This is a genomic window from Brucella haematophila (assembly GCF_005938105.1).
GTDB lineage: Bacteria > Pseudomonadota > Alphaproteobacteria > Rhizobiales > Rhizobiaceae > Brucella > Brucella haematophila.
The window spans coordinates 60,016-84,938 of the sequence record NZ_VCPE01000011.1; the positions used below are offsets into that span (position 1 = coordinate 60,016).

The following is a 24,923-nucleotide window of genomic DNA, read 5'->3' on the forward strand; positions in this document are numbered from 1 at the left end:
TTCAGTTAATTCTTGGCAAGTGTTTCAGTGACGGGCTGCGGTGCGACGACCACGCCCGGACGAATGCGTTGCAGGCCGTTGACGACGATGTTCTCGCCAGCCTTCAGACCGCTTTCGACAATGCGCAAGCCATCATAATTGCGACCGAGCACCACCTGCCGGTATTCCACCTTGTTGTCCGCACCCACGACGAAGACAAATTTCTTGTCCTGATCGGAGCCAATGGCACGGTCGCTCACCACCAGTTTTTCGTCCGGTTCCGGCTCGCCGAAACGAATGCGCACGAACTGACCGGGAATGAGCTTGCCATCCGGATTGTCGATGGCGGCGCGCACCCGGATGGTGCCCGTAGTGGCATCCACTTCATTGTTGATCAGCTGGATATGTCCGGAAATTGGTGTGCCATCGTCGGCGGCTGTACCAATCTGAACGGGGATACGTTCAATAGCGCTACCGCCCGGCGATGCGGCAAGCTTGGCAAGGGCCTTGGTGACAACCTCTTCATTGGCGCTGAAGCTTGCATAGATCGGGTCGACCGACACAAGCGTGGTGAGCACCGGCGAAGCGGAGCTGGCGGCAACCAGATTGCCAGCGGTGACTTCCAGACGTCCAACGCGACCGGAGATCGGCGCGCGCACTTCGGTATATTGAAGGTCGAGTTCAGCGGAGCGAAGTGCCGCCTTGGCAGAACGCAGGCTTGCCTGCGCCTCGTCAAAGGCGCTCGACCGCTGATCCAGCCCGCTCTGGGCGAGCGTGCGGGTGGTTACAAGCTGGCGACCGCGATCCAGCTCCGTCTTGGCCAGCGCCACGCGCGCTTCCTCGGCGGAAACCTGGGCCTTGGCTTTTTCAACCGCTGCCGCATAGGGTTCAGGATCGATAGTCACAAGCAGATCGCCCTGCTTGACCAGCGCCCCTTCACGGAAATGCGCTTTCAGGATCGCGCCTCCGACACGCGGGCGAATTTCCACACGCTCGATTGCCTCAAGGCGACCCGAAAATTCTTCCCAGGTCGAAATGCGGCGCGACTCCGCTTTGGCGACTGAAACCGGCACGGCAGGCGGCGGTGCTGACATATCCGTCGCTGCGTCTGCCTTCAGATGGGGAGCGCCAAAGAGAATGGCGCCACCGCCAGCTGCAGACAATAGGATACTCAGGCCGGCGCCCCACAGGGCCCGGCGTCCGATGATCGATGTCATGTTGTATCTCCTTGCCGGTCGAAGCCGGCTACATTCTGATCGTCAGAACAAAGCTTGGGAGGCCTTTCGAACTGACGTTATGCTGGTATTGCTTTTGCACCAGCCCGCCGGAAGAAATCCGAAAACAGGCCAGTAAGGACTTCTTTTTGTGGCGGCCACTCGCGGTCGGCCACGGTGCTTTCCGGTATCCAGCCAGCCTGACCCGGCAGGACATGAGACTGAACCTTGACGCCTGCCTGACGCAGCCGCTCGGCATAGGCCTGGGTTTCGTCACGCATCGGGCATTCAGCACTGGTGACGAGCAGTGTCGGCACCAGACCGGCAAGACGCGTACACAGCGCAGGCGCGGCATAGGGATGGGTAAACCCACCGCACTGACCCAGATAATGCTGCCAGCCATCCGACATTGTCTGCACCGCACTTTCCGGGCAGTATTTGCGGAAAGATGCCGTCGCAAGGCAAGGATCGAGCATGGGCGAAAGCAATATCTGACCTTTGAGATCCGTCAGATTCTGATCTCGCGCCATAAGCGCCAAACCGGCTGCAATATTGCCGCCCGCCTCTTCACCGGCAACGAACAGCATCGACTTCTTGTGTGCAAATTCCGGGCAACGCGCACGCATCGAAGTCAGAATGGCATAGGCCACCTCAAGCGCCGCCGGGAACGGGTTGAGACAGGCCGACGAATATTCCGGCGAGACGACCACCGCTCCCGCATCGGCAAGAGCTTCGGCGACACCCTCGCAGGCATCTGGACAATCAGCCGAGAAAGCCCCACCATGGAGATGCAGCACCACAGGTGGCGGTGAAAGCAATTTGGCGCCGCGATAAATGCGTGCCGTGCAGGCGCAATTGCCAGCCTGCATTGTTTCAACCGTAAACTTCTCGCACATCTTTCTTAGCTTTCATGTCTAGCGGCAAACCGCCATGGTCAGATATTAGCATTGTCTATTATCTGGAATAGTCCCCCTGGATTGGTTACACTATCCAAAATCTCGAACAATGACGGTTATTGATCAATGGACCAACTCTCGGCCATGCGCGCCTTTCTCCGGGTTGTCGAAACCGGAAACTTCACGCGCGCCTCCGCGTCACTCAGCATGCCCAAGGCAACCATCAGCAATCTCATTCAGGGATTGGAAGCCCATCTGGGCGCAAAACTCCTCAATCGTACCACCCGTCGTGTTCTCGTAACACCGGACGGCGCACTTTACTATGAGCGTGCGGCCCGCCTGTTGGCCGATTTGCAGGAACTCGACGGCAGCCTCTCCAGCGCACAGACCCTGCCCAAAGGTCGGCTGCGCGTGGAAATGGCGAGCGCCGTCGCCAATCTGATCGTCATTCCCGCATTGATCGAGTTTCACCAGCGCTATCCCGATATCCAGATCGACCTCGGCGTATCGGACCGCCCGGTCGATTATGTGGCAGAGAATGTGGATTGCGCCATTCGCATCGGCGAGTTGACCGACCAGTCGCTGATCGCACGGCGCATCGGCGACATGCATTTCATCGCCTGTGCTTCCGCCGAATATCTTGATCGCTGTTCCACGCCGCAGCACCCGTCGGACCTCGCCAGCAACACCTATGCGGTCGGCTATTTCCGCCCCTCGACCGGGCAGCAAATGCCGTTTCACTTCAGACGCGGTACAGAAGAAGTCGAGATCAACGGGCGCTATGTTGTGGCTGCCAATGAATCGACCACCTATCTGGCGGCAGTCCGCGCGGGTCTTGGCGTCGCACAAGCACCCTTGTTCATGGTTCAGGAGGATCTGGAAAAAGGCACGTTGCGGCCAGTCCTCGAAGACTGGCAGATCGAACCGATGCCGATTTATCTGGTCTATCCGCCCAACCGACATCTCAGCAATCGTCTGCGCGTTTTTGCAGATTGGGTGGTCAAAGTCATCGCCAAATCGCAAATGGTGGAGCGCCGCTGACAGGCGCTCTCCAACAGTACTTTTCCACCCCCGGAATCGCTGATCTCGAGACCGTCAACGGGAACAAGTTTATAGTGTATTTATTTCCCGATACTGGCCTTGACGAACGCCACGACGCCCCTACTGATCCTTAAATATGCCTGTACCGGATTGAAACATATGCCTTATTAGCGTCTGCTATCGACGTCTTGGCGGTTTACTTATCATCTGACATGCAGTAGCTTCGGAACAGCTAATATATAGGGACTTCCCAGAGCATTTCCAGCAAAAGTGCGTAGCGGTTTTGCGTAGGATAATGCTTAAAAACAAATAGATAGAGCGGCTCCACGCTTCCGTTTTAACCGGAACCGCTCTAGCTAAGTTTCGCCCATATCAGACTGCCCGATAATCTGCCCAGAACTGCTTTCGTATCTTGTTCTTATTCGTTTCGTAATGAGAGGGGACTATGGCGTCAGGCGACAATCAAAAACTTCCGCTTCTCGCGCTCACTGCCATGGTTGTGGGTTCAATGGTCGGCGCAGGTATCTTCAACCTGCCCGGTCGTTTTGGCGCGGCTACCGGCCCGTTCGGGGCCATCATTGCCTGGCTGATCGCTGGTACAGGCATGTATATGCTGGCGCGCGTCTTCCAGTTATTGGCCGAGAAAAAACCCGATATCGACTCCGGTGTCTTTGCCTATGCCAAAGCCGGTTTCGGCAACTATATGGGTTTCCTGTCGGCTTTTGGCTACTGGCTCGGCAGTTGTCTCGGCAATGTGTTTTACTGGGTGCTGATCGGCTCCACGCTTGGCCGTTTCTTTCCCGATATTTTCGGTGACGGCAGCAGTATTCCAGCCATTGTCGTGTCGCTCATCGGCATCTGGGCGTTTCACCTGATGATCCTGCGCGGTGTCGAACAGGCGACATTCATCAACACGATCGTCACCGTGGCCAAGATCGTGCCGATCATCGTCTTCATTCTCGTGCTGATCTTTGCATTCAACTATGATCAGTTTGCAGAGAACTTCTTCGGCGGCCCGGACATGCCCGCCAAACCACTGATCGCGCAGGTGCGCGACACGATGCTGATTACTGTCTTCGTGTTCATCGGCATTGAAGGTGCCAGCGTTTATTCCCGCTTCGCCAAGAAACGCTCAGATGTGGGTACGGCAACCATTCTCGGCTTTGTCGGCGTGCTGGGCCTGATGGTTGCAGTCACGCTGCTGCCCTATGCCGTCATGCCGCAATCCGCCATTGCCGCCGTCCAGCAACCATCGCTCGCCAGCGTTCTTGAAACAGTGGCTGGCCATTGGGGTGCGGTGTTCATTTCGATTGGCGTGCTGGTCTCGGTTCTCGGCGCTTATCTCGCATGGTCGCTGATCTGCGCCGAAGTTCTGTTTGCCGCCGCGAAATCGGAAGACATGCCGAAAATGTTCGCCGCGCAAAACAACAACCGGGTTCCGGCCAATGCGTTGTGGTTGACCAATATCGTCGTCTCGCTGTTCGTCATCTCGACCTACTGGTCGCAGGATGCCTTCAACTTCATGCTCGACATGACGAGCGTGACCTCGCTTCTGCCTTATCTGCTCGTGGCCGGTTACGGCATCCTGGTTGCCCGTCGTGGTGAAGGTTACGCACCCGGCGAGGGCGGACGTGGACGCGATCAGACCTTTGCCTGGATTGCGGCCATCTACACGATCTTCATGTTCGTCGCCGCCGGGCTCAAATATGTGCTGCTCGTGGCGGTTCTCTTCGTGCCGGGCACGATCCTCTATTTCTGGGCACGGCGCGAACAGAAAGTGCAGCTCTTCACCAAGGTAGAACTCGTCATCTTCGGCATAACCGTGCTTGCGGGTTTGATCGGGTTCTACGGTCTGGTGACAGGCCTCATCACACATTGACTCAATCGGCGAATAATCACGCGTAGGGAGGTTCAAGCACCATGACAAACGACACTCCGCTTGGTGTACATTCTGAAGTCGGTCAACTGCGCAAGGTGCTTGTCTGTGCGCCGGGGCGCGCCCACCAGCGCCTGACGCCCAGCAATTGCGACGACCTGCTGTTCGATGATGTCATGTGGGTCGATAACGCCAAGCGCGACCATTTCGACTTCATGACCAAGATGCGTGATCGCGGCATTGAAGTGCTGGAGATGCACAATCTGCTTGCCGAAACGCTGGCCGTACCGGAAGCCAAGAAGTGGATTCTCGACCATCAGATCGTACCGAACCAGATCGGGCTCGGCCTGATCGATGAAGTACGCTCCTATCTCGAAGGCCTGTCCAACCGCGAACTGGCGGAAACGCTGATCGGCGGCCTGTCGACGACCGAGTTTCCCGAGGCAATTGGCGGCGAGCAGCTTGCGCTGATCCGCGATGCCGCCGGGGCCAATGAATATCTGCTGCCACCGCTGCCCAACACGCTCTACACACGCGATACGACGTGCTGGATTTATGGCGGCGTGACACTCAATTCGCTCTACTGGCCCGCCCGTCATGAAGAGACAATTCTCACATCGTCCATCTACAAGTTCCATCCCGACTTTGCAGGTAACGTCAATGTCTGGTGGGGCGACCCGACGAAGGATTGGGGCCTGGCCACGCTGGAAGGCGGCGATGTGATGCCTATCGGCAAGGGCAATGTGCTCATTGGCATGAGTGAACGCACCTCCCGGCAGGCGATCAGTCAGGTCGCGCAAGCCCTGTTCGCGAAAGGTGGGGCGGAACGCGTCATCGTCGCGGCCATGCCGAAACTGCGCGCTGCAATGCATCTCGATACGGTGTTCACCTTCGCTGATCGGGATTGCGTGCTGATCTATCCCGATATTGTCGACGGAATCGATGCCTTCTCCTATCGTCCTGACGGTAAGGGCGGCGTCGAGCTGCACAAGGACAAGGGCAGTTTTGTCGATACGGTTCGCGATGCGCTGGGCCTGAAGAAGATGCGCGTCGTCGAAACCGGCGGCAATGATTACATGCGCGAGCGCACGCAATGGGACAGCGGTGCCAATCTGGTCTGCGCTTCCCCCGGCGTGGTCTTCGCCTATGACCGCAACACCTATGCAAACACACTGCTGCGCAAGCAAGGCATTGAGGTCATCACCATCACCGGCGCGGAACTCGGACGCGGACGCGGCGGCGGCCATTGCATGACCTGCCCGATCATTCGCGACGCTGTCGACTACTGAGTTGCGGTCATGACAGGTCGCTGTCGAACTGACCGGATTTGCTTCAGCACCACGCCAACCCATGGCGAGGTGCCCGTCGCATGACAGAAAGCACGCGGACAGTCGGCGTCATCGTACCGGCGATACTTATACTTGCCTTGATGTATGTGGCGCAGTCGGTTTTCGCGCCGCTTGTCTTCTCGCTGTTCATCATCGCCATGGTCTGGCCGTGCCAGTCCATCCTGCAACGCTATATGCCGCGCGGCCTTGCCTTGCTGATAACCCTCGTGGTTTCCATGGCGGTGATGATCGCCGTCGGGTCGTCGCTCGTCTGGGGTATCAGCAAACTCGGACAATGGTTCTTCGTGAACGCCGACCGTTTGCAGAGCATTTATCTCGGTTGGACCGACTGGCTGGAGGAGCATGGCATTGCGCTCGTCGGGCCATTGGCAGACCGCTTCGATGTTCTGTGGGTCGTCCGCTTCATGCAGGGCATGGCGGGACGGCTGAACAGTTTTGCCGGCTTCCTGCTTCTCGTCTTCATCTTCCTGATGCTGGGCTTGCTGGAAGTCGATGACTTCAACAAGCGCCTCACTTCGCCCTATGCCCAGCCCTATGGTAAGACCATCCTGCTTTGCGACCGCATCATCGGCGCGAAACTGCGGCGCTATATGCTGGTGCGCACATTCGCCAGCGTGCTTACCGGCCTGATTGTCTGGCTTTTCGCGCTTGGCGCAGGGCTGGAACTGGCGACCGCATGGGGCGCAATTGCTTTCTCCTTCAACTATATCCCTGTGCTCGGCCCGCTCTTTGCGACGACATTGCCGACGCTGTTCGCCATTGTACAGTTCGACTCCTGGCAATTTGCCATCGTGGTGTTTCTCAGCCTCAACGTCATCCAGTTTGTCATTGGCAGCTATCTTGAACCGCGATTGGCTGGCGCGTCGCTGTCGATCTCGCCATTCGCGGTTATATTCGCCGTCTTCTTCTGGAGCTTCATGTGGGGCATAGCGGGCGCTTTCATCGGCGTTCCGATCCTGATCGCCGTCATTGTCTTTTGCGCCGCATCGCCATCACTGGCGTGGATCGCCACACTGATGTCGAATGACAAGCCGCTTCTCTGGGACGCACCGCCCGGCGACCTGACAGAAAATCCGAAAGCATCATCTGGAACGAAGCCAGGTTGAACGCACCTGAATAGCATTCAATGCTATTGTAATTTACCGATCAGGTAACAAGGGAGGAATTGTTATGTTTCGGCTGGGACAAAAGTACCAATCCTTCGTCCATGGCTCCGGCTGCTCCTGTCTCAGCCCCGCCTTGCAACAGGTTTCCCGCCGGTTGGACAGTTTTTCACGCCGCTCATTCCTTGCAGGGCTTGGAGCCACGGCAATCGCGGCAGCGACCCCGAGAAAACTCTATGCCCAGACGACAGGCGCAACCACCAAGATCTTGTTCCGACAGGTCAAGCTGTTCGACGGCAAGTCTGATAGCCTGCGCGACGACGTCCAGATTCTGGTCGAGGGCAACAAGATCATCGCCGTGGATACCACAAACAGTGCACCACCTGCCGATGCGACCGTGGTGAATTGCGGTGGTCGCGTTCTCATGCCCGGCCTGATCGACGCACACTGGCACACTCTTTATGCAGCCGTTCCGCTGAATGTCCTGCTGACCGGCGATCCCGCAGGCATATTCGCCTCATCAACGGCGGAAGCCGCTCGCACGCTTGAGCGCGGCTTTACCACCGTTCGCGACATGGGCGGTCCGGTGTTCACATTTAAACAGGCGATTGATAACGGCATCATTCCGGGGCCGCGCATTTATCCATCCGGCGCGATGATCACCACGACGGGTGGACATGGTGATCTGAGAATGCCTTTTGAAGTTCCACGTAGCGGAAACGAACTCAGCCTCGGCGAGAAGATCGGCGGCGCGGCTATCGTGGACGATGCGGGCAGCCTCAAGATGCGCGTGCGCGAGCAATTGATGCAGGGCGCGTCTCAGATCAAGCTGGTCGGCGGCGGCGGCGTTTCATCTCCGCGTAGCCCGCTTGATATGTCGACTTTCGACGAAAACGAGATACGCGCCGCCAATGACGTGGCGCGCGACTGGAACACTTATATGACCGTGCATGCCTATGCACCCCACACCGTACAACGCTCGCTCAATGTCGGCGTGGGCTGTATCGAACATGCGCATCTGATGGACGATGAAACCGCACGGATGTTTGTCGACAAGAATGTCTGGCTCAGCACGCAGCCATTCATGAGCGCGGCGGATACCGGGACGCTAAGCGGTCCCTCCGCCGAAAGAGCAGAGCAACTGTTTGCCGCAACGCCCAAGATGTATGAACTGATCCGGAAGCACGGGGTCAAAACCGCCTGGGGTTCAGACATCTTGTTTTCACCCCAGCTGGCGCCACGGCAGAGCTTCATGCTCACCCATCTCAGCCAGTGGTATTCGAATGCCGAGGCACTGCGCATGGCAACATCCGGCAATGCGGAACTCCTCACCCTTTCCAATTTGCGCAACCCTTATCCGGGCAAGCTCGGCGTTATTGAGAAGGAAGCGCTTGCAGATATTCTGGTTTTAAACACCAACCCGCTTGAAGATATCCACGCCTTGGAAAAGCCAGCCGAGACTATGGCGGTCATTATGAAGGACGGGCGCATTCACAAGAACACGCTCTGATGCCTTTCGACCGACATAAAGCGAAAGCGCCACGCAATGCATGCAATAAAGGGCGGGGCTTCGGCTTCGCCCTTTATTGGCGCTTAATGCACCACCATGAAATGGCGATTATTTAGACGAATGCCTAAATTATAATCACCTCTATTCTCAAAGCTTCTCCATTGCCTGCCAGGCTGGTCTCCAGTCCCCACCCTTGGGATGGAGACCAAAATTTTTGCTCATCAATAAATGCCGTCTTTTCAAACATATAGACCGGCCATCCCGACAAAAAACTCGCCCTTTGTGAAACTGGCATGACACTTGCATTTCAATAGGCAGAAGCAGGGAAGAGCATATTGATGGTGGCTGCCCCTACTGTGTTGGTTCAATACCCATCATAAAAGAGACTAGGCGATGACAAAGTATAAGCTCGAGTACATTTGGCTAGACGGTTACACTCCGACACCGAACCTGCGTGGCAAGACACAGGTCAAGGAATTCGATGCGTTCCCGACGCTCGAGCAACTGCCGCTCTGGGGCTTCGACGGTTCGTCGACGATGCAGGCTGAAGGCCGCAGCTCCGATTGCGTACTGAAGCCAGTCGCCATCTATCCTGATCCGGCCCGCACGAACGGCGTGCTTGTGATGTGCGAAGTCATGATGCCGGATGGCGTCACGCCGCATGTATCGAACAGCCGCGCAACCGTTCTCGAAGACGATGATGCATGGTTCGGCTTCGAACAGGAATATTTCCTTTATCAGAATGGCCGTCCGCTCGGCTTCCCTGAGCACGGTTTCCCTGCCCCGCAGGGTCCATATTATTGCGGTGTAGGCTCCAGCAATGTCGGCCCGGTTGCCCGCAAGATCGTTGAAGAACATCTCGACCTGTGCCTCGCCGCCGGCATCAACCACGAAGGCATCAACGCCGAAGTGGCCAAGGGCCAGTGGGAATTCCAGATTTTCGGCAAGGGTTCGAAGAACGCCGCCGACCAGATCTGGATGGCGCGCTACCTGCTGCTTCGCCTTTGCGAACAGTATGAAATCGACATCGAATTCCATTGCAAGCCGCTGGGCGACACCGACTGGAACGGCTCGGGCATGCATTGCAACTTCTCGACCAAGTTCATGCGCGAAGTGGGCGGCAAGGACTATTTCGAAGCGCTGATGGCGCAGTTCGACAAAAACCTGCAGGACCACATCGACGTCTACGGCCCAGACAACCATCTGCGTCTGACCGGTAAGCACGAAACGGCTCCGCTGGACAAGTTCTCCTACGGCGTTGCAGACCGTGGCGCTTCGATCCGCGTTCCGCATTCCTTCGTCAAGAACGGCTATAAGGGCTATCTTGAAGATCGCCGCCCGAACTCGCAGGGTTGCCCATACCAGATCGCCTCCCAGGTGCTGAAGACCATTTCCGAAGTTCCGACCTCGGAAGATGAAGCTCTTGCCGCTTAATTAGGCAGATAGAGAGACCAAACGAAAATGGCCGGGGTGCAAGCTCCGGCCATTTTTGTGCATGTAAGCGGCTTCTGGTGCGGATCACAACGGCATCAGGGCTGTGCCGATAGGAACAAGCGCCAAGGCCAAGGCCAGCACCAGAAGGGTTGTCGCAAGAATAGCCGCGCAATGGGCCAGCAATATCTGTGTTGCGGAAACTGCATCCGCATCATCGTTCTGTCGCTTCATCACAGGTCTGCCCCCGGCAAAGTCTCCAGAAGCGGGCGAGCGAAATGCAGAACCTCAAACGCGATGCCTTGCGCGGTCGGTGCTGGCAGTTCCGACGAAACCAGTACACGGGTGAGTTTCCAGTTGAGCGGGTCCAAACCGACGGTAGCGGCCACAGTCGTTGCCTTCCCGGCCAACAGACGATTGCGCTCGATCTCCGCGGCGATCAACTCGGTCAGTTCACTGTCGACCGGCACCGCTATTTCTTCCTTATGGAGGAAGCGCGCTTCCCGCGCAGCACCTTTGCGGGCATCAAGTGCGAAGGCCGTCGCAATATCCGCACGGCCAAAGCTGTCCGTCACCGTCTTGTAAGCGCCCGAGACAAGGAAATCGCGAAAACCCGCATCGTCCTGCCACAGATAGAGCGACGAATAGTGATTGGCCGTCGCGCCGAGTGCTCCACTTTCGCGGAGGAGAAAAGCCTTGAAAAGCAGCCTCGGCGTGGAATCCCATAGTTTCCCGCGCTCGCGCGCCCGTTCCCGGATCAGATTGATATCGTAGTTCGATGGCAACCGATGGCCGTAATTGGCAATAATCATGACCCATGTCCTTGCATATCGTACATCTCGCAAAGAAAGGTAGCCATCGACGGAACATTTGAATAGAATATCATTGGATGTTTCAATGATAACAGATTGATATGGTATATCCATGAAGGGACTGGTTATCGAGGCAGCCCGCGCCTTCGTTCTGACCGCCGAACTTCGCAGCTTCACCCGCGCGGCGGAGGCGCTTAACACAACGCAAGCCGCGGTGAGCCTGAAGATCAAGCGCCTCGAAGACGGCATCGGGCGCAAGCTATTGGAGCGCACGCCAAGGCTGGTTCGCCTGTCCGCCGATGGCGACGCCTTCTTGCCGCGTGCCCGCGCACTGGTGGCAGCGCATGAGGAGGCCATCGCCTGTTTCGACCTAGATCCTCGTCATCTGGTCGTCGGCATCAGTCACCATATCGTTGGTGCAGAACTGCCCTTGCTGCTGAAGCGTCTGGGCAATGCCGAGCCCGGCCTTGTGCTGGAGATGCGGATAGCCACCTCAAGAGATACGCTGGCAGATTTTGAGCGCGGTCTTCTCGACGCAGCCATTGTCCTGCGCCATGACAACATCCGTCGCGATGGCGAGAAAATACTGGAAGAAACCTTCGGATGGATGGCGACGCCCGATTTTGAATATCGCAAAGGTGAGCCCTTGCGTCTGGCAACACAGGCTGCGCCTTGCAATGTGCGCAGCATGGCTACCGATGCGCTGGATGCGGCACATATTCCGTGGACGGAAGCCTTCGTTGGCGGCGGCGTCATGACGGTCGGCGCAGCCGCTTCCGCCGGGCTGGCCGTCGCGGCGTTGGGGCGCCGGGTTGCACCAGCGGGAACCATCGATATCGGGCCGCAGGCGGGCCTGCCTCCGCTGCCGTCGCGTGATGTTCTGCTCTACACCAGTGTTCACGACCAGCAGGCAAAAGCTGCCTTGCGCGCGCTCAGCGTTGCAATCCGCGCATCGGCAAACAAGGCCATAGGTGCTTGAACAAAACCCTGCCCGGCTGTCGACCGGGCGGGGCGTTTTGCGATCCATATCAACGCAGGTGATGCACTGCTTGCAATTCATAGACCGGCGTATCGATGCCCTCCATGCGGGCTTTCAGTTGCAGCGACAGATATTGCGAATAATGCCGCGACTGGTGCAGGTTGCCGCCATGGAACCACAGCGCCTCCTGCTGCGTCGGCTTCCACATATTGCGCTGTTCGCCCTCCCATGGACCCGGGTCCTTGGGCGTCTCCGAACCCAGACCCCAGACCTTGCCGACCTTGTCCGCCGTCCCCTGATCGATGATATCAGCAACCCAACCATTCATCGAACCGTAGCCCGTGGCATAGACGATCAGATCGGCAGGCAGCTCGGCCCCATTGGCAAGCCGGACCGAATTTTCGGTGATCTCGTCGATCTGCCCCGAGGCAAGCTTGATCTTGCCGTCGATGATGAGCTGCGAAGCGCCGATATCGATATAATAGCCGGAGCCGCGCCGCAGATATTTGAGGAACAGGCCCGAACCGTCCGAGCCGAAATCCAGCTGGAAGCCGGCCTTTTCAAGCGCGGCATAGAAATCGGCATCGATCTCGCGGATCTTGTCATAGATGGGCTTCTGGAACTCGTGCATGATGCGATAAGGCAGCGACGCGAAGATCAGATCGGCCTTGGCGGTGGTGACGCCGTTTTGCAAAGCCTCTTCCGAGTAAAGCGCGCCAAGCCCGTGCTTCATCAGCGGTTCGGAGCGAACAATATGGGTCGATGAACGCTGCACCATGGTCACATCCACGCCCGCTTCGCACAGTGCTGCGCAAATATCATGCGCCGAATTGTTCGACCCGATGACAACGACCTTCTTGCCCTTGTAACCGTCCGGCCCCGGATGGCGGGACGAATGCTGCTGCTCGCCCTTGAAGCGTTCCTGTCCTTTGATGCTCGGAATATTCGCCTTGCCCGACATGCCGGTCGCGAAGACCAGTTGCTTTGGACGCAGAATGACTTCCTCGCCGTCCCGATCCACGACGACAGACCATTCCTTCTTGTCCTCGTTCCATTGCGCAGACTTCACTGTGGAGCGCGTCCAGTAATTCAGCTCCATCACCTTGGTGTAGAATTCCAGCCAGTCGCCAATCTTGTCCTTCGGTGCAAAGACCGGCCAGTTTTTCGGGAAGTCGATATAGGGCAGATGATCGTACCAGACCGGATCATGCAGGCAGAGCGACTTGTAGCGTTTGCGCCATGAATCGCCGGGGCGCTCATTGCGCTCGACGATGATCGTTGGCACGCCAAGCTGGCGCAGGCGTGCGCCGAGCGCAATACCGCCCTGCCCGCCGCCGATCACCAGCACATAGGGCTGCTTGTCATAGCCGAGCGTGCGGGCTTCCTCCTCGCGTTCTTCCTTCCAAGTCCTGGCGCCAAGATCCTGACCGTGCTTCGCGCCTAACGGGCGGGTAAAGCCGGACTTTTCCTCGTGACCCTTCAGCTCCGACATGACGGTGAGAAGTGTCCATATCTTGCCACCCTTCAGGCGAATGAGACCGTAACCACGCGCAACTTCGGTTTCAAAAGATATCCAGCTTTCGGTGACGCCATCGGTCTCCGTCGCTGTCTCCCCTGCTGCGACGAGCCATTTTGTCGGCTTCACAAGCTGCAATTGCAATTGCAGCATATCGCGCACCTGATCATGACCCTCCACAGTCTTTATGTTCCAGGTGAAGGCGACCAGATCGCGCCAGTAGCAATCATCGGCAAACATCGAAACCGCTTCATCGATCCGGCCCGCTTCAAGTGCTGCGCCGAACTTGTCGAGAAAGGCCTGCACGCGGACATTTGGTGTTTTCTCAAGCATTGCAATTTCCTCCCATAGATGTTGACGCCGGGCTCTCCCAAGCCCGGCAGTGAAATGTGTTACCTTTTGAGATCAATCAGAATTTTGAGCTGCGTACCCGCCGGGTCGAGCAAGCGGTCGAAACCTTCGGCAACAGCGTCCTCCAACGCGATTGTCTTGGTAACGATCTTTTTCGCCGGGATTTGGCCGCTCGCAATCAGCCTTGCGACACGCGGCCAGTAATGGGTGGGGTAGGCCCAGGAGCCGCGAATATCGATATCCTTGAACGTGACATCGAACCAGTTGAGCGGGTTTTCATGTGGGTGAAGGCCCGTCTGCACCACAACGCCCTGTTTGCGAACAGCATCGGTACAGTTCTTCAAGGCATGTTCATTGCCGACGCATTCGATGGCCACATCACAGCCGACATTGCCTTCGGTTTCCGCTCGGACCACATCGCCGACATTTTCCGATTTCGGATTGATGGTGCGAATATCACCCAGCTTTTCACGCGCGAGCTGCAAGCGGGTTTCGTTCAGATCGGACAGGAATATCTGCGACGCGCCCGCAGCCCGCGCAGCCATCGCCACCAGAATGCCGATGGGACCAGCGCCCGTGACAAGCACGCTGTTGCCAGCCGTCACGCCGCCACGGTCACAGGCATAAACCGCAACTGCCGTCGGCTCGATCAGCGCCGCCTCTTCATCGCTGAGGTCGTCGGGGATTGGCTGGACATTATAGCTGTTGAGCAAGGCCTGTTCGGCCATGCCGCCCGAATGCCATGACAAGCCAGCAAGCGCCAGACTGGTGCTCAAGTGATAAAGCCCGCGATCCGCAAAATAGTCGCCTGCCCGCGGCATAATTAATGGCTGCACCGACACGCGATCGCCAACTTTCACGTGGTGAACATCAGCCCCCACGGCCTTTACCACGCCGCCAAATTCATGGCCCAAAATCTGAGGACCACTCGCCTTGGTGAAGGGATGCGGTTCAGTCGGAATGAAAATCGGACCATAGGCATATTCGTGCAGATCGGTCCCGCAGATGCCGCAAAAGCGGTTTTCAATCAGGACCTGATCCGCGCCAAGATCAACCGGCACCGGCACGTCTTCAACGCGCAGATCCTTGGCAGCATAAAAGCGCAACGCACGCATATATTTCTCCTCCATTTGCGTCAAAGGAGGAAATAGCAAGCCGCGTGCCAGTTGCGGCTTAAGATCTAAATCATTGTTTCTTCGTTATTTTATTTTGAGGAAAGAGTGCAGCCTGAACCGATGCAACAGGGTTTATGCAACAGCTGTTGCAACTGTTGCATCGTCAGTGTGTCTGCTTCAAACGACGATGGATCGTCGACCGATTAACGCCGAGTTTTCGCGCCAGCGCAGAAATATTGTTGCCGCATGCGTCAAGCTCGCGGCGCAAGGCTTGCTGGTCGGTACGACCATTTCCCATGGCTATTTCAGCCTGAAAATGTTCGGGCAGGCAATCGGTGGTGATTGTTGCATCTGTTGCAATTGCGGCTGCAACACGCAACGTATTGTCGAGTTCACGCAAATTTCCCGGCCAGCCATAGCCCGCCAGCGCTTTTCTCGCGGCGCGATCAAGCGTAATCGTCTCGCCCTCTTCTTCCCCGATACGGTGGAGAAGATGATCGACCAGATTGTCGAAATCCTGCCTCTGTCGCAGCGACGGCAGGGTCAGCGTCGCGGCATTGAGCCGATAGAGCAGATCTTCACGAAAACGCCCTTCGGCAGCGAGCGCGGCCAGATCGCGATGCGATGCCGACAAAAGCCGGAACTTGACCGGTTTCGGCTTCAGCGCACCGACAGGCTGGATTTCGCTTTCGGACAGAACCCGCAACAACCGGCTTTGCAGCGCAAGCGGCATGTCGCCGATCTCGTCCAGAAACAGCGTGCCACCATTGGCCGCCTCGATAAGTCCGGTCTTTCCCTTCTGCATCGCGCCAGTGAAAGCGCCGGGCACATACCCGAACAATTCGGATTCAATCAGTTGTTCCGGTATTGCCGCGCAATTGACCGCGATGAACGGGCCGGGTTTGGCGTTGCTGTCATGAATGGCGCGCGCCAGATATTCCTTGCCGCTGCCGGTTTCGCCCTTGATGAGAATGGGGATGTGCCGGTCCGCCAGCTTGGCCGCACGGGCCTGAAGCGCTTCCATGGCCGGGTCGCCGAAACTCAACTGGCGCAAGGCCGCTGGCAACCGCACGGATATGCTGGTCGCAGGTGCGCGGAAACTGCTGACAGGCGCAATGGCGCTTGCAAACAGCGCCAGACCATTGCGCGCCCGGAGCAAGCGCTCGCCATTGGGGCGTCCGCGCATCAGCGCCGGAAGCTGATCAATATCGATATCGAAGACGCTGGAAATGGGTTTCCCGATGAAGTCCTTCGTCGAGATCGCGCTCAAATTCATGCCACGCGCAACAGCGCCGAAACCGCCATGCGTCATGCCGGTGATCGTGCCGCTGCCATCAATTGTAATGGCGGCATCAGGATCGACATCGAGAAAATCCGGCAGGCGCGCCAGACGCAGAACCCAGTCCTCGCGGGCCCTGGTCATCAGATTGGCAAGCTCGATCCGCCGCGCCGTTGAAGCAACCAGATGCAGCGCCAGCTGCTGGCTGGCTTTCGCAGTCGGCGAGCGCAGTTGCGAAATATCGAGCACCGCCGACAGATCGCCAAACGTATCGAAAATGGGCGCTGCCGTGCAGGTCAAACCGATATGGCAGGCGTCGAAATGATCGTCCTGATGGATGATGACCGGCTTGCCCGAAACCATGCAGGCCCCGACGGCGCAGGTTCCCGCGCGATCTTCTGACCATTCCGATCCGAGATAGAGGCCCGCCTTGCGCAACTGATTGTCGAATGTGGGGTCGCCCATGAATTCGACTGTAACGCCGCGCGCATCCGACAGCAGCAGGACATAGCTTTGATCAGCGACTTGTCTGAACAGCGCTTCAAGACCGGTACGCCCGATGCGGATGAGTTCTTCCGACTGCTCGCGATGCTCCCGCAGCAATGTGTCGGGCACGATATAGGCTTCCTGCGTCTGGGCAGGGTTCAGCCGATAATCATTGAGGCAGCGCAGCCAGGATTGAATAACAGGGCGATCGCGATCCGAGGCCCCGCCCATGGCGACGCGCTCAATCTCCTTGATGTGCGACAGTGTCGACACCATGACCATCCTCCTCCATCTGAATGCTGGCACAAGACGGGAAGGCGTTCAAGCGAATAGAGTGTTGTCAGCTTTGGCTGACAAAGGCCGCATAATTATCAGCCAGCACTTTGCCCAATATGGCCGCGTAAGCGCTGTAATGATCCTCGCCTCTGGCGACACGCCCAAAGGTCGGCTCCGTGAAGGTCGATAGCGGCAAAAGCACCAGTGGTGTTGAAACCGGCGTCAGCTGTGCGCCCTGCCCGGCCCGCAAGGTGGTCAGCAGGCCGAACATTTCACCGGTAATGCTGGGTCGCGACAGAACCACCATCCGATATTGCCCAGACGTGTTGGTCACGAGATAGATATGCCCTGACAAATGCGGGACGGATATTGAGCCGTGCTGCGAGAAAGACGCATCGGTGCGCTCGCGCTCGCGAAACCGCAATCGCGTGCCCTCGTCATCCCAGACGATTTCCGTGCAATAGGCGAAGATCGCATCCGGGTCTCCGAAGGACGGGCGCAGGGTCAGGTAGGTTCCCTCCAGCCACGAAACGGCGGGCCGCGAATAGGCCCCCAGTTCCTCGGGCGCATGGCCGCTGCCATAGCCGTTTGCGACTGCGCGCTCGGCGGCATCCCCGGCTTTCGGCGCCAGTGCCCCGCCCGGCTCACGCAGGGCAACGCCCATTGCCTGTTCAAGCCGGATGATGGTGGCAAGCGTGAAAGGGCGATGCCCGGACAGCGCTTTTTCCAGCGTTGAAAGGCTGATCCGCGCATCATCCGCGAGTCGCTGGCGTGAAATACGTCGCCGCGCGATTTCCTCGCGAACCCGCGCCGCAACGCTACTGCTTTGATTTTCCGACAGATAAGGGTCCCCGAGGACCATGCGCCAATTTCCTATTTGCGTACTTTCTTTCACAATTCCACACATGTCCGCCAGCGGCAAGACGGTTTACGGCAAGATGCGGACGAAAGAGGTCAAAGCTGACGCTGGCGAGGAAACAGCGCCTTGCAGACAATCGCTCCAGTTACTCCATCAAGGAAGGGAGCCTGTCATGCACACCGCAATCACTGTTTCACATCAAAGGGATCGGCGAAATTTTCTCGTCCGCTTCTGTCAGCTTCTATGGTTCGGGAACGCTATCCTGCTCCCCGCGCTGGCCGTGATCTTCGCCCTGTTGCACCCCTTGCAGGCGCGCGCGGAAACCACCGCTTTCGTGACGCCGAATGAGGTGGAATCGGGCAGTCTGTTGATGCAGACCGAACAGGCCGGACAATATGTCGAAGCCCCGCGCCTTGCCACCGATGTGGACATCACCGTCAGTGGTCCGACGGCACGGGCACGTCTTACCCAGGCTTTCGAAAACCCCACCGATGGCTGGGTCGAAGCGCTCTATGTGTTTCCACTGCCCGAAGATAGCGCGGTTTACTCGTTGAAAATGATCATCGGCAATCGCGTCGTCGTGGCCGACATCAAGGAAAAACAGGCCGCACGCGCTATTTATGAGCAAGCCCGCAGCGAAGGCAAAAAGGCCGCATTGGTTGAGCAGCAGCGGCCCAACGTCTTCACAAATGCCGTTGCCAATATCGGCCCGCATGAAAAGGTCGTCGTGCAGATCGAATATCAGCAGGCCGCGCGTCTGGCCGATAACCGCTTTTCGCTGCGCGTGCCACTGGTCGTTGCGCCGCGCTACAATCCGCAGGACAAGGCCGCCATCGACCAGCGCGCAGAACTGAAGGACGGCTGGGGACAGTCAACCACCGGCACCGCGCAGACCACCGATAACGCAGCGATCCACACATCGCTGACCGGACCGGACAGCACGCGAACCAACCCGGTTACGCTTGCCATCAAGCTGGATGCCGGGTTCCCCGTTGATGATCTGAAGAGCCTCTATCACCCCGTCAAGATCGACCGGCTGAATGGCGAAACACGCCAGATCACACTGCAAGGCGACGCCATTGCCGACCGCGACTTCGTGCTCGGATGGGGCGCTGCGGCAAGCGCCACGCCAACGGTCGGTCTGTTTCGCGAGCAGGTCGGCAAGGACGACTATGTGCTTGCCTATGTCACGCCGCCGGTTCTGGCCGCGCCCAAAAAGACCGGCCGCGAGATCGTCTTCGTGATCGATAATTCGGGTTCAATGGGCGGCACCTCCATGGCGCAGGCGAAAGCCAGCCTCGACTATGCCCTGTCGCGACTGGAACCGAACGACCATTTCAATGTCATCCGCTTCGACGACACTTTGACCAAGTTCTTTCCGGACAGCGTTGCCGCAACCGGCGAAAATGTCGCCGCCGCGCGCAGTTTTGTCGGCCAGCTGGAAGCCTCTGGTGGCACGGAAATGCTGCCGCCGCTGCACGCCGCCCTCGATGACAGCCATCAGAGCAAGGGCCTGCGCCAGATCGTGTTCCTGACCGATGGCGAAGTGAGCAACGAACAGCAGCTCCTCGATACAATCGCCGCCCGGCGCGGACGCTCGCGCATCTTCATGGTCGGCATTGGTTCGGCGCCGAACAGCTATCTGATGAACCGCGCCGCCGAGCTTGGTCGTGGCAGCTTCACCCATATCGGTTCGACCGCGGAAGTCGACGAGCGCATGCGCGCCCTGTTCGACAAGCTGGAAAACCCCGCCGTCACCGATATCCGGGCTACTTTTTCCGAAAAGAATGTCAGTCTAACGCCAACATTGCTGCCCGACCTTTATCGCGGCGAGCCGCTTGTCATCGCTGCCCGCATGGGCAAGGCGACCGGCGAAGTGACCATCAACGGTATGGTTGGCGACCGTCCGTGGGCTGTGACACTGCCGCTCGATCAGGCCAGCAGCGCGGAAGGCATTTCCAAAATCTGGGCTCGCCGCAAGATTGACGATGCAGAGGTTGAAGCTACGCTCGGTTCGATCAGCCAGGACACTGCTGACGCCCGCATCCTGCGGCTGGCGCTCGATCATCATCTGGTGACGCGCCTGACCAGTCTCGTTGCTGTGGATGTAACCCCGTCTCGCGCTGCCAATATACCGCTGACCCAGGCCGATATTCCGCTGCATCTGCCTGCTGGCTGGGACTACCGCACCTTGCTCGGTATCGGCGCAAGCCGTGATGCAAATGCCGGACAGTCAACCGGGAACGAAACCGCCGAATGGAGCGGCGTCAATCATCAAGCCAAGCCTCAGGCCGCTCCGTCGCCGGTGTCTCCGAGCCTTCCACTGCCACAGACGGCAACACCCGCAACCCTTCTGATGCTTCAGGGATTGCTGGCTGTGCTGGTCGGTGCACTTATCTTCTGGTTCACGCGTCGTGAAAAGGCAGGCAGCCATGAGTAATCATCAGTCTATCCTCAACGGGGGCGCGCTTGCGCGCTCCCTCTCGACACTCCTCGCCTGCCTTCTGATTGCAGGCGGTCTGCTCCTCGCCGGTCAGGGCATATGGATCCACGCCAAGGCCTTTGCCGCGCAGATCCTGCTGGAACGTGCTTTTACACAGAGTGTCGCGACCGGCGTTCCGGTCAAGCCATGGAGCTGGGCCGACACCTGGCCGGTGGCACGGATCGAAGTTCCGCGACTGGAAACTTCCGCAATTGCTCTCAAGGGCGCAAGCGGTCAGGCACTAGCCTTCGGCCCGGGGCATCTCGACAACACACCCGAGGCTGGAGATCGGGGCACCGCAGTCTATGCCGCGCATCGCGATACCCATTTCGCCTTCCTGAAAAACATTGAGCCGAACGACCTGATCCGCATCACACGCCGTGACGGGAAGATCGTGACCTATCGCACAACACGTATGGCTATAGCCCGCTGGGACGAAGCGCCAATCGACCCGCAGGCGGCAGGAAAACATCTCGTATTGGCGACCTGTTACCCGTTCGACGCGATCACACCCGGACCGCTTCGCTATCTGGTCTATGCCGATCTTGTCACCGATCTGGCAGAAAGTGAATGAGCAGGCTCAGGCGGGGCCAAGCATGATGTTGGTCTCGCTTTTGCTGACGCCCTGAAGCGAACGGATCGTCGAGATCACTTCGTTGAGTTCCGAAATCGTCGCCACTTCCAGTTCGGCAATCACATCCCACATGCCATTGGTGTTGAAGAGGCCCGTCAGACCCGGCACACGCTTGATCGCGCTGATCGTCGACTTGAGCGATGAGCCTGACATCTCGATCAACATGAAAGCCCTGATCTGGTCCTTGCCGATATCGTCACGCACGCGGACCGTGAAGCCCTTGATGTCGCCATTGGCCACCATACGGTCGAGGCGCTTTTGGGCTGTCGCACGCGCCACCCCCAGAAGCTCGGCCAGTTGCGGCACTGATGCGCGGCCATTGATACGCAATTCCGTGATTAATCTCTTGTCGAGTTCGTCCATGTTCCCTCTTTCTTTTTAGTAAGCAATCCTACCTATATCGGCAGTAATTTATAAAAATAATCACTTTATGTTCTTTTTTGTCAATCTGATTGCAGATATTGATTTTCGCCAAGGGGATTGCCCAGGTGGTTTCCAGACGTCGAACGCGATGGAAACACACGGACAGCCCCGGCCAATCTCTGCTTGGACCGGTCACAAGGTCACGAAAACAAGCGCATACAAACGGCGATTTCACGGTCCCGATATCCGGGGCTTTTACTGGGGAACTGACCTACATGAATACCGCGAAATTTTTCTCGACAGCGCTTCTGGCGCTCGGCCTCAGCTTTTCCATGAACGCGGCCAAGGCCGACGATCTGGAAAAGATCCAGAAGGCTGGCAAGATGACCATTGCCCTGTCCGGCGTTTTCCCTCCTTTCAGCTTCGTGGATGAATCCAACAAGGTCGTCGGCTTCGACGTCGATGTCGGCTCTGAAATCGCACACCGCCTGAAGGTCGAGCCGGAAATCGTCACCACCGCATGGGACGGCATCATCGCCGGTCTGGTCACCGGACGCTACGACACCATCGTCGGTTCGATGGGTATCACCGAAGAACGCAAGAAGGCCATTGCCTTTGTCGGCCCTTACTACCGTTCGGGTCTGGCGCTGTTCGTCCGCAAGGATGACGCTGCCACCTCGCTCAAGGAATTTGAAGGCAAGACCATCGGCGTGACGCTTGGCGAAACCTCTGAAAAGTGGGTCCGCGAACAGGGTAAGTACGACGTGCGCACCTATAAGGGCCTGCCGGAAATGCTGCTCGACCTCGGTTCGGGCCGTATCGATGCGGTTGTCGCTGACGACGTGCCGGTTCTGGTTGCCATCTCCAAGAGCAACGCGCCGATCAAGCAGGTCAAGGATGACCAGCTGCCGCGCTACGACATCGGCATTGCCGTGCGCAAGAACAATCCGGAACTTGCCGCTGCCATGCAGAAAGCTCTGGACGACATGATGGCCGATGGCACCTACAAAACTATCTCCGAAAAGTGGATCGGCGCGGATATCCGCTAATCTCCCTCTCCAGAAGATGGGTTGTTACACACAACCCATCTTCGAATTTGATCCCCGAAAACTTCTTGGTCCTGCCTGCTTTTTGGACGCCGACAGGCAGTCCGATCAAGCGTCACGGTTCCACTGGCCATTCCGTGGACCACCTCCATGAGCCACCGATGGGGAAGAAAGGTTGAAGGATGGATATCGCACTTATCGAGCGGATTTTTCCCTTCATTGTTCAGTCTGCCTTGGTCACCGTTCAGCTGACGGTCGTATCGCTTTTGATCGGTCTGGTCGTTGCGACCGTTCTGGTCATAGCCCGTTTTTCGCGTTTCAAGCCGTTCCGCTGGTTCGCCACAGGCTATGTCAGCATCATGCGCGGCACGCCTCTGCTGGTGCAGCTTTTTCTGGTCTTCTTCGGCGGCCCGCAATTCGGTCTGGAATTCAGTCCGTTCATGGCCGGTGTGATCACCATGGGCTTCAACATCGGAGCCTATATGTCGGAAGGCATACGCGGCGCCATTCTGGCCGTGGACAAGGGCCAGAGCGAAGCTGCCCGCAGCATCGGCTTTGGACGTTTCAACACGATGCGGCTTTTCATTCTGCCGCAGGCAGCACCCTTGATGATCCGTTCGCTCGGCGTCAACACGATCATCCTGACCAAAAGCACTGCGCTTGTTTCGACAATCGGGGTGGTCGAGCTGACCTATTCGGCACAGCGTTTCGTAACGTCGACATACAAGCCCTTCGAAGTCTTCACGGTCGCCGGTATCGCCTACATCGTCATCATAGCCATCATTTCGATGATCGTTCGCGGCATTGAAACCTTCTTCAGCGCTGACAGGAGGGCCGAAGCATGAGCCTCGATTTCACGGTCGTTCCTTCCTATCTGGAGCTGCTCTTCATCGGCCTGCTCTGGACGGTGCTGATCACAATCCTTGCTGGCGTCATCAGCGTGGTGCTGGGCGTCGTCATCGCTCTGGTGACGCTGCATGCGCCGAAGATCGTCAGCCTGCCGGTGCGCGGCATCGTGTTCCTGTTCATGGGAACACCGCTGCTGCTCCAGCTCTATCTTCTCTATTACGGCCTGTCGCAGATCGGCATCATGGTACCGGCCTTCTGGACCGGCGTGTTCGGCCTTGGCATGCATTACGCCGCCTATAATGCCGATATTTTCCGGGCGTCCCTGCAAGCCGTGGATAATGGCCAGATGGAAGCGGCCCGTTCGCTGGGCTTCAGCCGGGGCATGTCGCTGCGCTATTTCATCATTCCGCAGGCGATCCTGACCGCGCTGCCGCAGGTGGGCAATAACAGCATCATCCTGCTCAAGGATACAGCCGTGCTGTCCGTCCTCGGCATCACGGAACTGGTTCTGAATGCGCAGCGCGCCATCAGCGAAACCTACCGTCCATTCGAATTCTATTTCGTCGCCGCCGTGCTCTATTACGCCGTCAATCTTCTGATGGAATGGGCATTGAGCAAAGCGGCCAAGAAAGCGGAAGCTATCCGATGAACACACAGACACCCATGATCGAATTGCGCCAGATCAGGAAATCCTATGGCGACCATGAAGTTCTCAAGGGCATCGACCTGACCGTTGCACGGGGCAAGATCGTATCCATCATCGGCCCCAGCGGGTCCGGGAAAAGCACGCTTCTGCGCTCGATCAACATGCTGGAAGAAACCTCGGGTGGCGAAATCTGGCTCGATGGCAATCAGGTCAACAAGCCGCTCAAGGGCCATGCCTTCGAAAAGCATATCAACCATATCCGTCAGGAAATGGGGATGGTTTTCCAGCAGTTTAACCTGTTCCCGCATCTGACCGTGCTGCAAAACATCATGATCGGGCCAATGCGGCTCAAGCATCTGCCGCGCGCCGAAGCGCTGGACCGCGCCAACGCCCTGCTGGCAAAGGTCGGGCTGGTCGACAAGGGCAATGCCTATCCGGCCCGCCTGTCGGGCGGCCAGAAGCAGCGCGTGGCGATTGCCCGCGCACTCGCCATGCAGCCCAAGGTCATGCTCTTCGACGAGGCCACATCGGCGCTCGATCCCGAGCTGGTTGAAGAAGTCAATCAGGTGATGAAGCAGCTCGCCAGCGAGCACATGACCATGCTGATCGTGACCCATGAAATGCGCTTTGCTGCTGAAGTGTCCGACCATGTGATGTTCATGGATGGCGGCGTGGTGGTCGAACAGGGATCGCCAGACCAGATGTTGTCCAATCCGAAAGAGGAACGGACCCGCGCTTTCCTGCGAAAGCATCTTTCGCACTAGAGCGCGTTTCGATCTGATTGGATCAGATCGGCGCTCTAATTCTTTGTTTTAACGCGCATCGTTCCCG

General features: G+C 57.8%; 22 protein-coding genes. 13 read left to right on the plus strand and 9 right to left on the minus strand.

Annotation, left to right across the window (positions count from 1 at the left end; all coding sequences use genetic code 11):
- Positions 1-5: 5 nt before the first annotated feature.
- Both FGI60_RS16580 and FGI60_RS16585 read right to left on the minus strand, forming a co-directional pair.
- On the minus strand, positions 6-1,196 hold the full coding sequence (locus FGI60_RS16580; RefSeq protein WP_138786133.1) for an efflux RND transporter periplasmic adaptor subunit: 1,191 nt from the start codon (positions 1,194-1,196) through the stop codon (positions 6-8).
- 77 nt (positions 1,197-1,273) lie between these two features.
- Positions 1,274-2,089 carry an alpha/beta hydrolase gene (locus FGI60_RS16585; protein ID WP_138786134.1) on the minus strand — a complete coding sequence of 272 codons (816 nt, stop codon included), beginning with the start codon at positions 2,087-2,089 and terminating at the stop codon, positions 1,274-1,276.
- A 126-nt stretch (positions 2,090-2,215) separates the two neighbouring features.
- Between FGI60_RS16585 and FGI60_RS16590 the strand changes: the two genes are divergently transcribed.
- The 6 genes from FGI60_RS16590 (at position 2,216) to FGI60_RS16615 (ending at position 10,402) form a co-directional block, all read left to right on the plus strand.
- Positions 2,216-3,130, plus strand: a complete 915-nt coding sequence (locus FGI60_RS16590) for a LysR family transcriptional regulator (RefSeq protein ID WP_138786135.1) — start codon at positions 2,216-2,218, stop codon at positions 3,128-3,130.
- 445 nt (positions 3,131-3,575) lie between these two features.
- Positions 3,576-5,009 (plus strand): basic amino acid/polyamine antiporter, encoded by a 1,434-nt coding sequence (locus tag FGI60_RS16595; protein WP_138786136.1) that lies wholly within the window; start codon positions 3,576-3,578, stop codon positions 5,007-5,009.
- A gap of 41 nt (positions 5,010-5,050) precedes the next feature.
- A complete protein-coding gene (gene arcA, locus FGI60_RS16600) occupies positions 5,051-6,295 on the plus strand; it encodes an arginine deiminase (protein WP_138786137.1) in 1,245 nt (414 codons plus the stop codon).
- Between the two features lie 80 nt (positions 6,296-6,375).
- Entirely contained in the window at positions 6,376-7,461 is a 1,086-nt protein-coding gene (locus tag FGI60_RS16605) for an AI-2E family transporter (RefSeq protein ID WP_138786138.1), read from the plus strand.
- A 64-nt stretch (positions 7,462-7,525) separates the two neighbouring features.
- The gene (locus FGI60_RS16610; protein WP_138786139.1) at positions 7,526-8,968 is read left to right on the plus strand and encodes a metal-dependent hydrolase family protein; all 1,443 of its coding nucleotides are present in this window, start codon (positions 7,526-7,528) and stop codon (positions 8,966-8,968) included.
- A 393-nt stretch (positions 8,969-9,361) separates the two neighbouring features.
- Positions 9,362-10,402 (plus strand): glutamine synthetase beta-grasp domain-containing protein, encoded by a 1,041-nt coding sequence (locus tag FGI60_RS16615; protein WP_138786140.1) that lies wholly within the window; start codon positions 9,362-9,364, stop codon positions 10,400-10,402.
- An 84-nt stretch (positions 10,403-10,486) separates the two neighbouring features.
- On the opposite strand, the gene FGI60_RS26315 is transcribed toward FGI60_RS16615, so the two are convergent.
- Positions 10,487-10,633 (minus strand): hypothetical protein, encoded by a 147-nt coding sequence (locus tag FGI60_RS26315; protein ID WP_171058789.1) that lies wholly within the window; start codon positions 10,631-10,633, stop codon positions 10,487-10,489.
- The gene (locus FGI60_RS16620; RefSeq protein ID WP_138786141.1) at positions 10,633-11,211 is read right to left on the minus strand and encodes a DUF4865 family protein; all 579 of its coding nucleotides are present in this window, start codon (positions 11,209-11,211) and stop codon (positions 10,633-10,635) included. The genes FGI60_RS26315 and FGI60_RS16620 overlap by 1 nt, the downstream gene beginning before the upstream one ends.
- A 112-nt stretch (positions 11,212-11,323) precedes the next feature.
- Here FGI60_RS16620 and FGI60_RS16625 point away from each other — a divergent pair, with 112 nt between their 5' ends.
- Positions 11,324-12,190 carry a LysR family transcriptional regulator gene (locus tag FGI60_RS16625; RefSeq protein WP_138786142.1) on the plus strand — a complete coding sequence of 289 codons (867 nt, stop codon included), beginning with the start codon at positions 11,324-11,326 and terminating at the stop codon, positions 12,188-12,190.
- Between the two features lie 49 nt (positions 12,191-12,239).
- Here FGI60_RS16625 and FGI60_RS16630 read toward each other — a convergent pair whose 3' ends face one another.
- The 4 genes from FGI60_RS16630 to FGI60_RS16645 all read right to left on the minus strand — a co-directional run bounded on the left by FGI60_RS16630 (position 12,240) and on the right by FGI60_RS16645 (position 18,075).
- Positions 12,240-14,039: an NAD(P)/FAD-dependent oxidoreductase gene (locus FGI60_RS16630; RefSeq protein ID WP_138786143.1), complete on the minus strand. Its 1,800-nt coding sequence runs from the start codon at positions 14,037-14,039 to the stop codon at positions 12,240-12,242.
- 59 nt (positions 14,040-14,098) lie between these two features.
- Positions 14,099-15,172 (minus strand): 2,3-butanediol dehydrogenase, encoded by a 1,074-nt coding sequence (locus tag FGI60_RS16635; RefSeq protein ID WP_138786144.1) that lies wholly within the window; start codon positions 15,170-15,172, stop codon positions 14,099-14,101.
- 163 nt (positions 15,173-15,335) lie between these two features.
- Positions 15,336-17,213 carry a sigma-54-dependent Fis family transcriptional regulator gene (locus FGI60_RS16640; protein ID WP_138786145.1) on the minus strand — a complete coding sequence of 626 codons (1,878 nt, stop codon included), beginning with the start codon at positions 17,211-17,213 and terminating at the stop codon, positions 15,336-15,338.
- Between the two features lie 64 nt (positions 17,214-17,277).
- Positions 17,278-18,075, minus strand: a complete 798-nt coding sequence (locus FGI60_RS16645) for a helix-turn-helix domain-containing protein (RefSeq protein ID WP_138786146.1) — start codon at positions 18,073-18,075, stop codon at positions 17,278-17,280.
- 169 nt (positions 18,076-18,244) lie between these two features.
- Between FGI60_RS16645 and FGI60_RS16650 the strand changes: the two genes are divergently transcribed.
- Entirely contained in the window at positions 18,245-20,512 is a 2,268-nt protein-coding gene (locus FGI60_RS16650) for a marine proteobacterial sortase target protein (RefSeq protein WP_138786147.1), read from the plus strand.
- The gene (locus FGI60_RS16655; RefSeq protein WP_138786148.1) at positions 20,505-21,128 is read left to right on the plus strand and encodes a class GN sortase; all 624 of its coding nucleotides are present in this window, start codon (positions 20,505-20,507) and stop codon (positions 21,126-21,128) included. The genes FGI60_RS16650 and FGI60_RS16655 overlap by 8 nt, the downstream gene beginning before the upstream one ends.
- A gap of 6 nt (positions 21,129-21,134) precedes the next feature.
- Here the strand turns inward: FGI60_RS16655 and FGI60_RS16660 are convergent, their stop codons facing one another.
- Positions 21,135-21,551 carry an Lrp/AsnC family transcriptional regulator gene (locus tag FGI60_RS16660; protein WP_138786149.1) on the minus strand — a complete coding sequence of 139 codons (417 nt, stop codon included), beginning with the start codon at positions 21,549-21,551 and terminating at the stop codon, positions 21,135-21,137.
- Between the two features lie 275 nt (positions 21,552-21,826).
- Between FGI60_RS16660 and FGI60_RS16665 the strand changes: the two genes are divergently transcribed.
- The 4 genes from FGI60_RS16665 (at position 21,827) to FGI60_RS16680 (ending at position 24,856) form a co-directional block, all read left to right on the plus strand.
- The gene (locus FGI60_RS16665; RefSeq protein ID WP_138786150.1) at positions 21,827-22,600 is read left to right on the plus strand and encodes an ABC transporter substrate-binding protein; all 774 of its coding nucleotides are present in this window, start codon (positions 21,827-21,829) and stop codon (positions 22,598-22,600) included.
- A 179-nt stretch (positions 22,601-22,779) separates the two neighbouring features.
- Positions 22,780-23,442 carry an amino acid ABC transporter permease gene (locus tag FGI60_RS16670; RefSeq protein WP_138786151.1) on the plus strand — a complete coding sequence of 221 codons (663 nt, stop codon included), beginning with the start codon at positions 22,780-22,782 and terminating at the stop codon, positions 23,440-23,442.
- The gene (locus FGI60_RS16675; RefSeq protein ID WP_138786152.1) at positions 23,439-24,095 is read left to right on the plus strand and encodes an amino acid ABC transporter permease; all 657 of its coding nucleotides are present in this window, start codon (positions 23,439-23,441) and stop codon (positions 24,093-24,095) included. Before FGI60_RS16670 ends, FGI60_RS16675 begins: the two co-directional genes overlap by 4 nt.
- Positions 24,092-24,856: an amino acid ABC transporter ATP-binding protein gene (locus tag FGI60_RS16680; protein WP_318282792.1), complete on the plus strand. Its 765-nt coding sequence runs from the start codon at positions 24,092-24,094 to the stop codon at positions 24,854-24,856. Before FGI60_RS16675 ends, FGI60_RS16680 begins: the two co-directional genes overlap by 4 nt.
- The last annotated feature ends 67 nt before the right edge of the window (positions 24,857-24,923 follow it).

What these genes read in the sequence shown, in the direction of transcription:
- FGI60_RS26315 (WP_171058789.1), bottom strand. Translation starts at nt 10,633, where the DNA reads ATGAAGCGACAGAACGATGATGCGGATGCAGTTTCCGCAACACAGATA.
- FGI60_RS16655 (WP_138786148.1), top strand. Translation starts at nt 20,505, where the DNA reads ATGAGTAATCATCAGTCTATCCTCAACGGGGGCGCGCTTGCGCGCTCC.
- FGI60_RS16595 (WP_138786136.1), top strand. Translation starts at nt 3,576, where the DNA reads ATGGCGTCAGGCGACAATCAAAAACTTCCGCTTCTCGCGCTCACTGCC.
- FGI60_RS16580 (WP_138786133.1), bottom strand. Translation starts at nt 1,196, where the DNA reads ATGACATCGATCATCGGACGCCGGGCCCTGTGGGGCGCCGGCCTGAGT.
- FGI60_RS16640 (WP_138786145.1), bottom strand. Translation starts at nt 17,213, where the DNA reads ATGGTGTCGACACTGTCGCACATCAAGGAGATTGAGCGCGTCGCCATG.
- FGI60_RS16680 (WP_318282792.1), top strand. Translation starts at nt 24,092, where the DNA reads ATGAACACACAGACACCCATGATCGAATTGCGCCAGATCAGGAAATCC.
- FGI60_RS16625 (WP_138786142.1), top strand. Translation starts at nt 11,324, where the DNA reads ATGAAGGGACTGGTTATCGAGGCAGCCCGCGCCTTCGTTCTGACCGCC.
- FGI60_RS16670 (WP_138786151.1), top strand. Translation starts at nt 22,780, where the DNA reads ATGGATATCGCACTTATCGAGCGGATTTTTCCCTTCATTGTTCAGTCT.
- FGI60_RS16645 (WP_138786146.1), bottom strand. Translation starts at nt 18,075, where the DNA reads ATGGTCCTCGGGGACCCTTATCTGTCGGAAAATCAAAGCAGTAGCGTT.
- FGI60_RS16630 (WP_138786143.1), bottom strand. Translation starts at nt 14,039, where the DNA reads ATGCTTGAGAAAACACCAAATGTCCGCGTGCAGGCCTTTCTCGACAAG.
- FGI60_RS16585 (WP_138786134.1), bottom strand. Translation starts at nt 2,089, where the DNA reads ATGTGCGAGAAGTTTACGGTTGAAACAATGCAGGCTGGCAATTGCGCC.
- FGI60_RS16650 (WP_138786147.1), top strand. Translation starts at nt 18,245, where the DNA reads ATGCACACCGCAATCACTGTTTCACATCAAAGGGATCGGCGAAATTTT.
- FGI60_RS16665 (WP_138786150.1), top strand. Translation starts at nt 21,827, where the DNA reads ATGAATACCGCGAAATTTTTCTCGACAGCGCTTCTGGCGCTCGGCCTC.
- arcA (WP_138786137.1), top strand. Translation starts at nt 5,051, where the DNA reads ATGACAAACGACACTCCGCTTGGTGTACATTCTGAAGTCGGTCAACTG.
- FGI60_RS16660 (WP_138786149.1), bottom strand. Translation starts at nt 21,551, where the DNA reads ATGGACGAACTCGACAAGAGATTAATCACGGAATTGCGTATCAATGGC.
- FGI60_RS16605 (WP_138786138.1), top strand. Translation starts at nt 6,376, where the DNA reads ATGACAGAAAGCACGCGGACAGTCGGCGTCATCGTACCGGCGATACTT.
- FGI60_RS16590 (WP_138786135.1), top strand. Translation starts at nt 2,216, where the DNA reads ATGGACCAACTCTCGGCCATGCGCGCCTTTCTCCGGGTTGTCGAAACC.
- FGI60_RS16615 (WP_138786140.1), top strand. Translation starts at nt 9,362, where the DNA reads ATGACAAAGTATAAGCTCGAGTACATTTGGCTAGACGGTTACACTCCG.
- FGI60_RS16635 (WP_138786144.1), bottom strand. Translation starts at nt 15,172, where the DNA reads ATGCGTGCGTTGCGCTTTTATGCTGCCAAGGATCTGCGCGTTGAAGAC.
- FGI60_RS16675 (WP_138786152.1), top strand. Translation starts at nt 23,439, where the DNA reads ATGAGCCTCGATTTCACGGTCGTTCCTTCCTATCTGGAGCTGCTCTTC.
- FGI60_RS16620 (WP_138786141.1), bottom strand. Translation starts at nt 11,211, where the DNA reads ATGATTATTGCCAATTACGGCCATCGGTTGCCATCGAACTACGATATC.
- FGI60_RS16610 (WP_138786139.1), top strand. Translation starts at nt 7,526, where the DNA reads ATGTTTCGGCTGGGACAAAAGTACCAATCCTTCGTCCATGGCTCCGGC.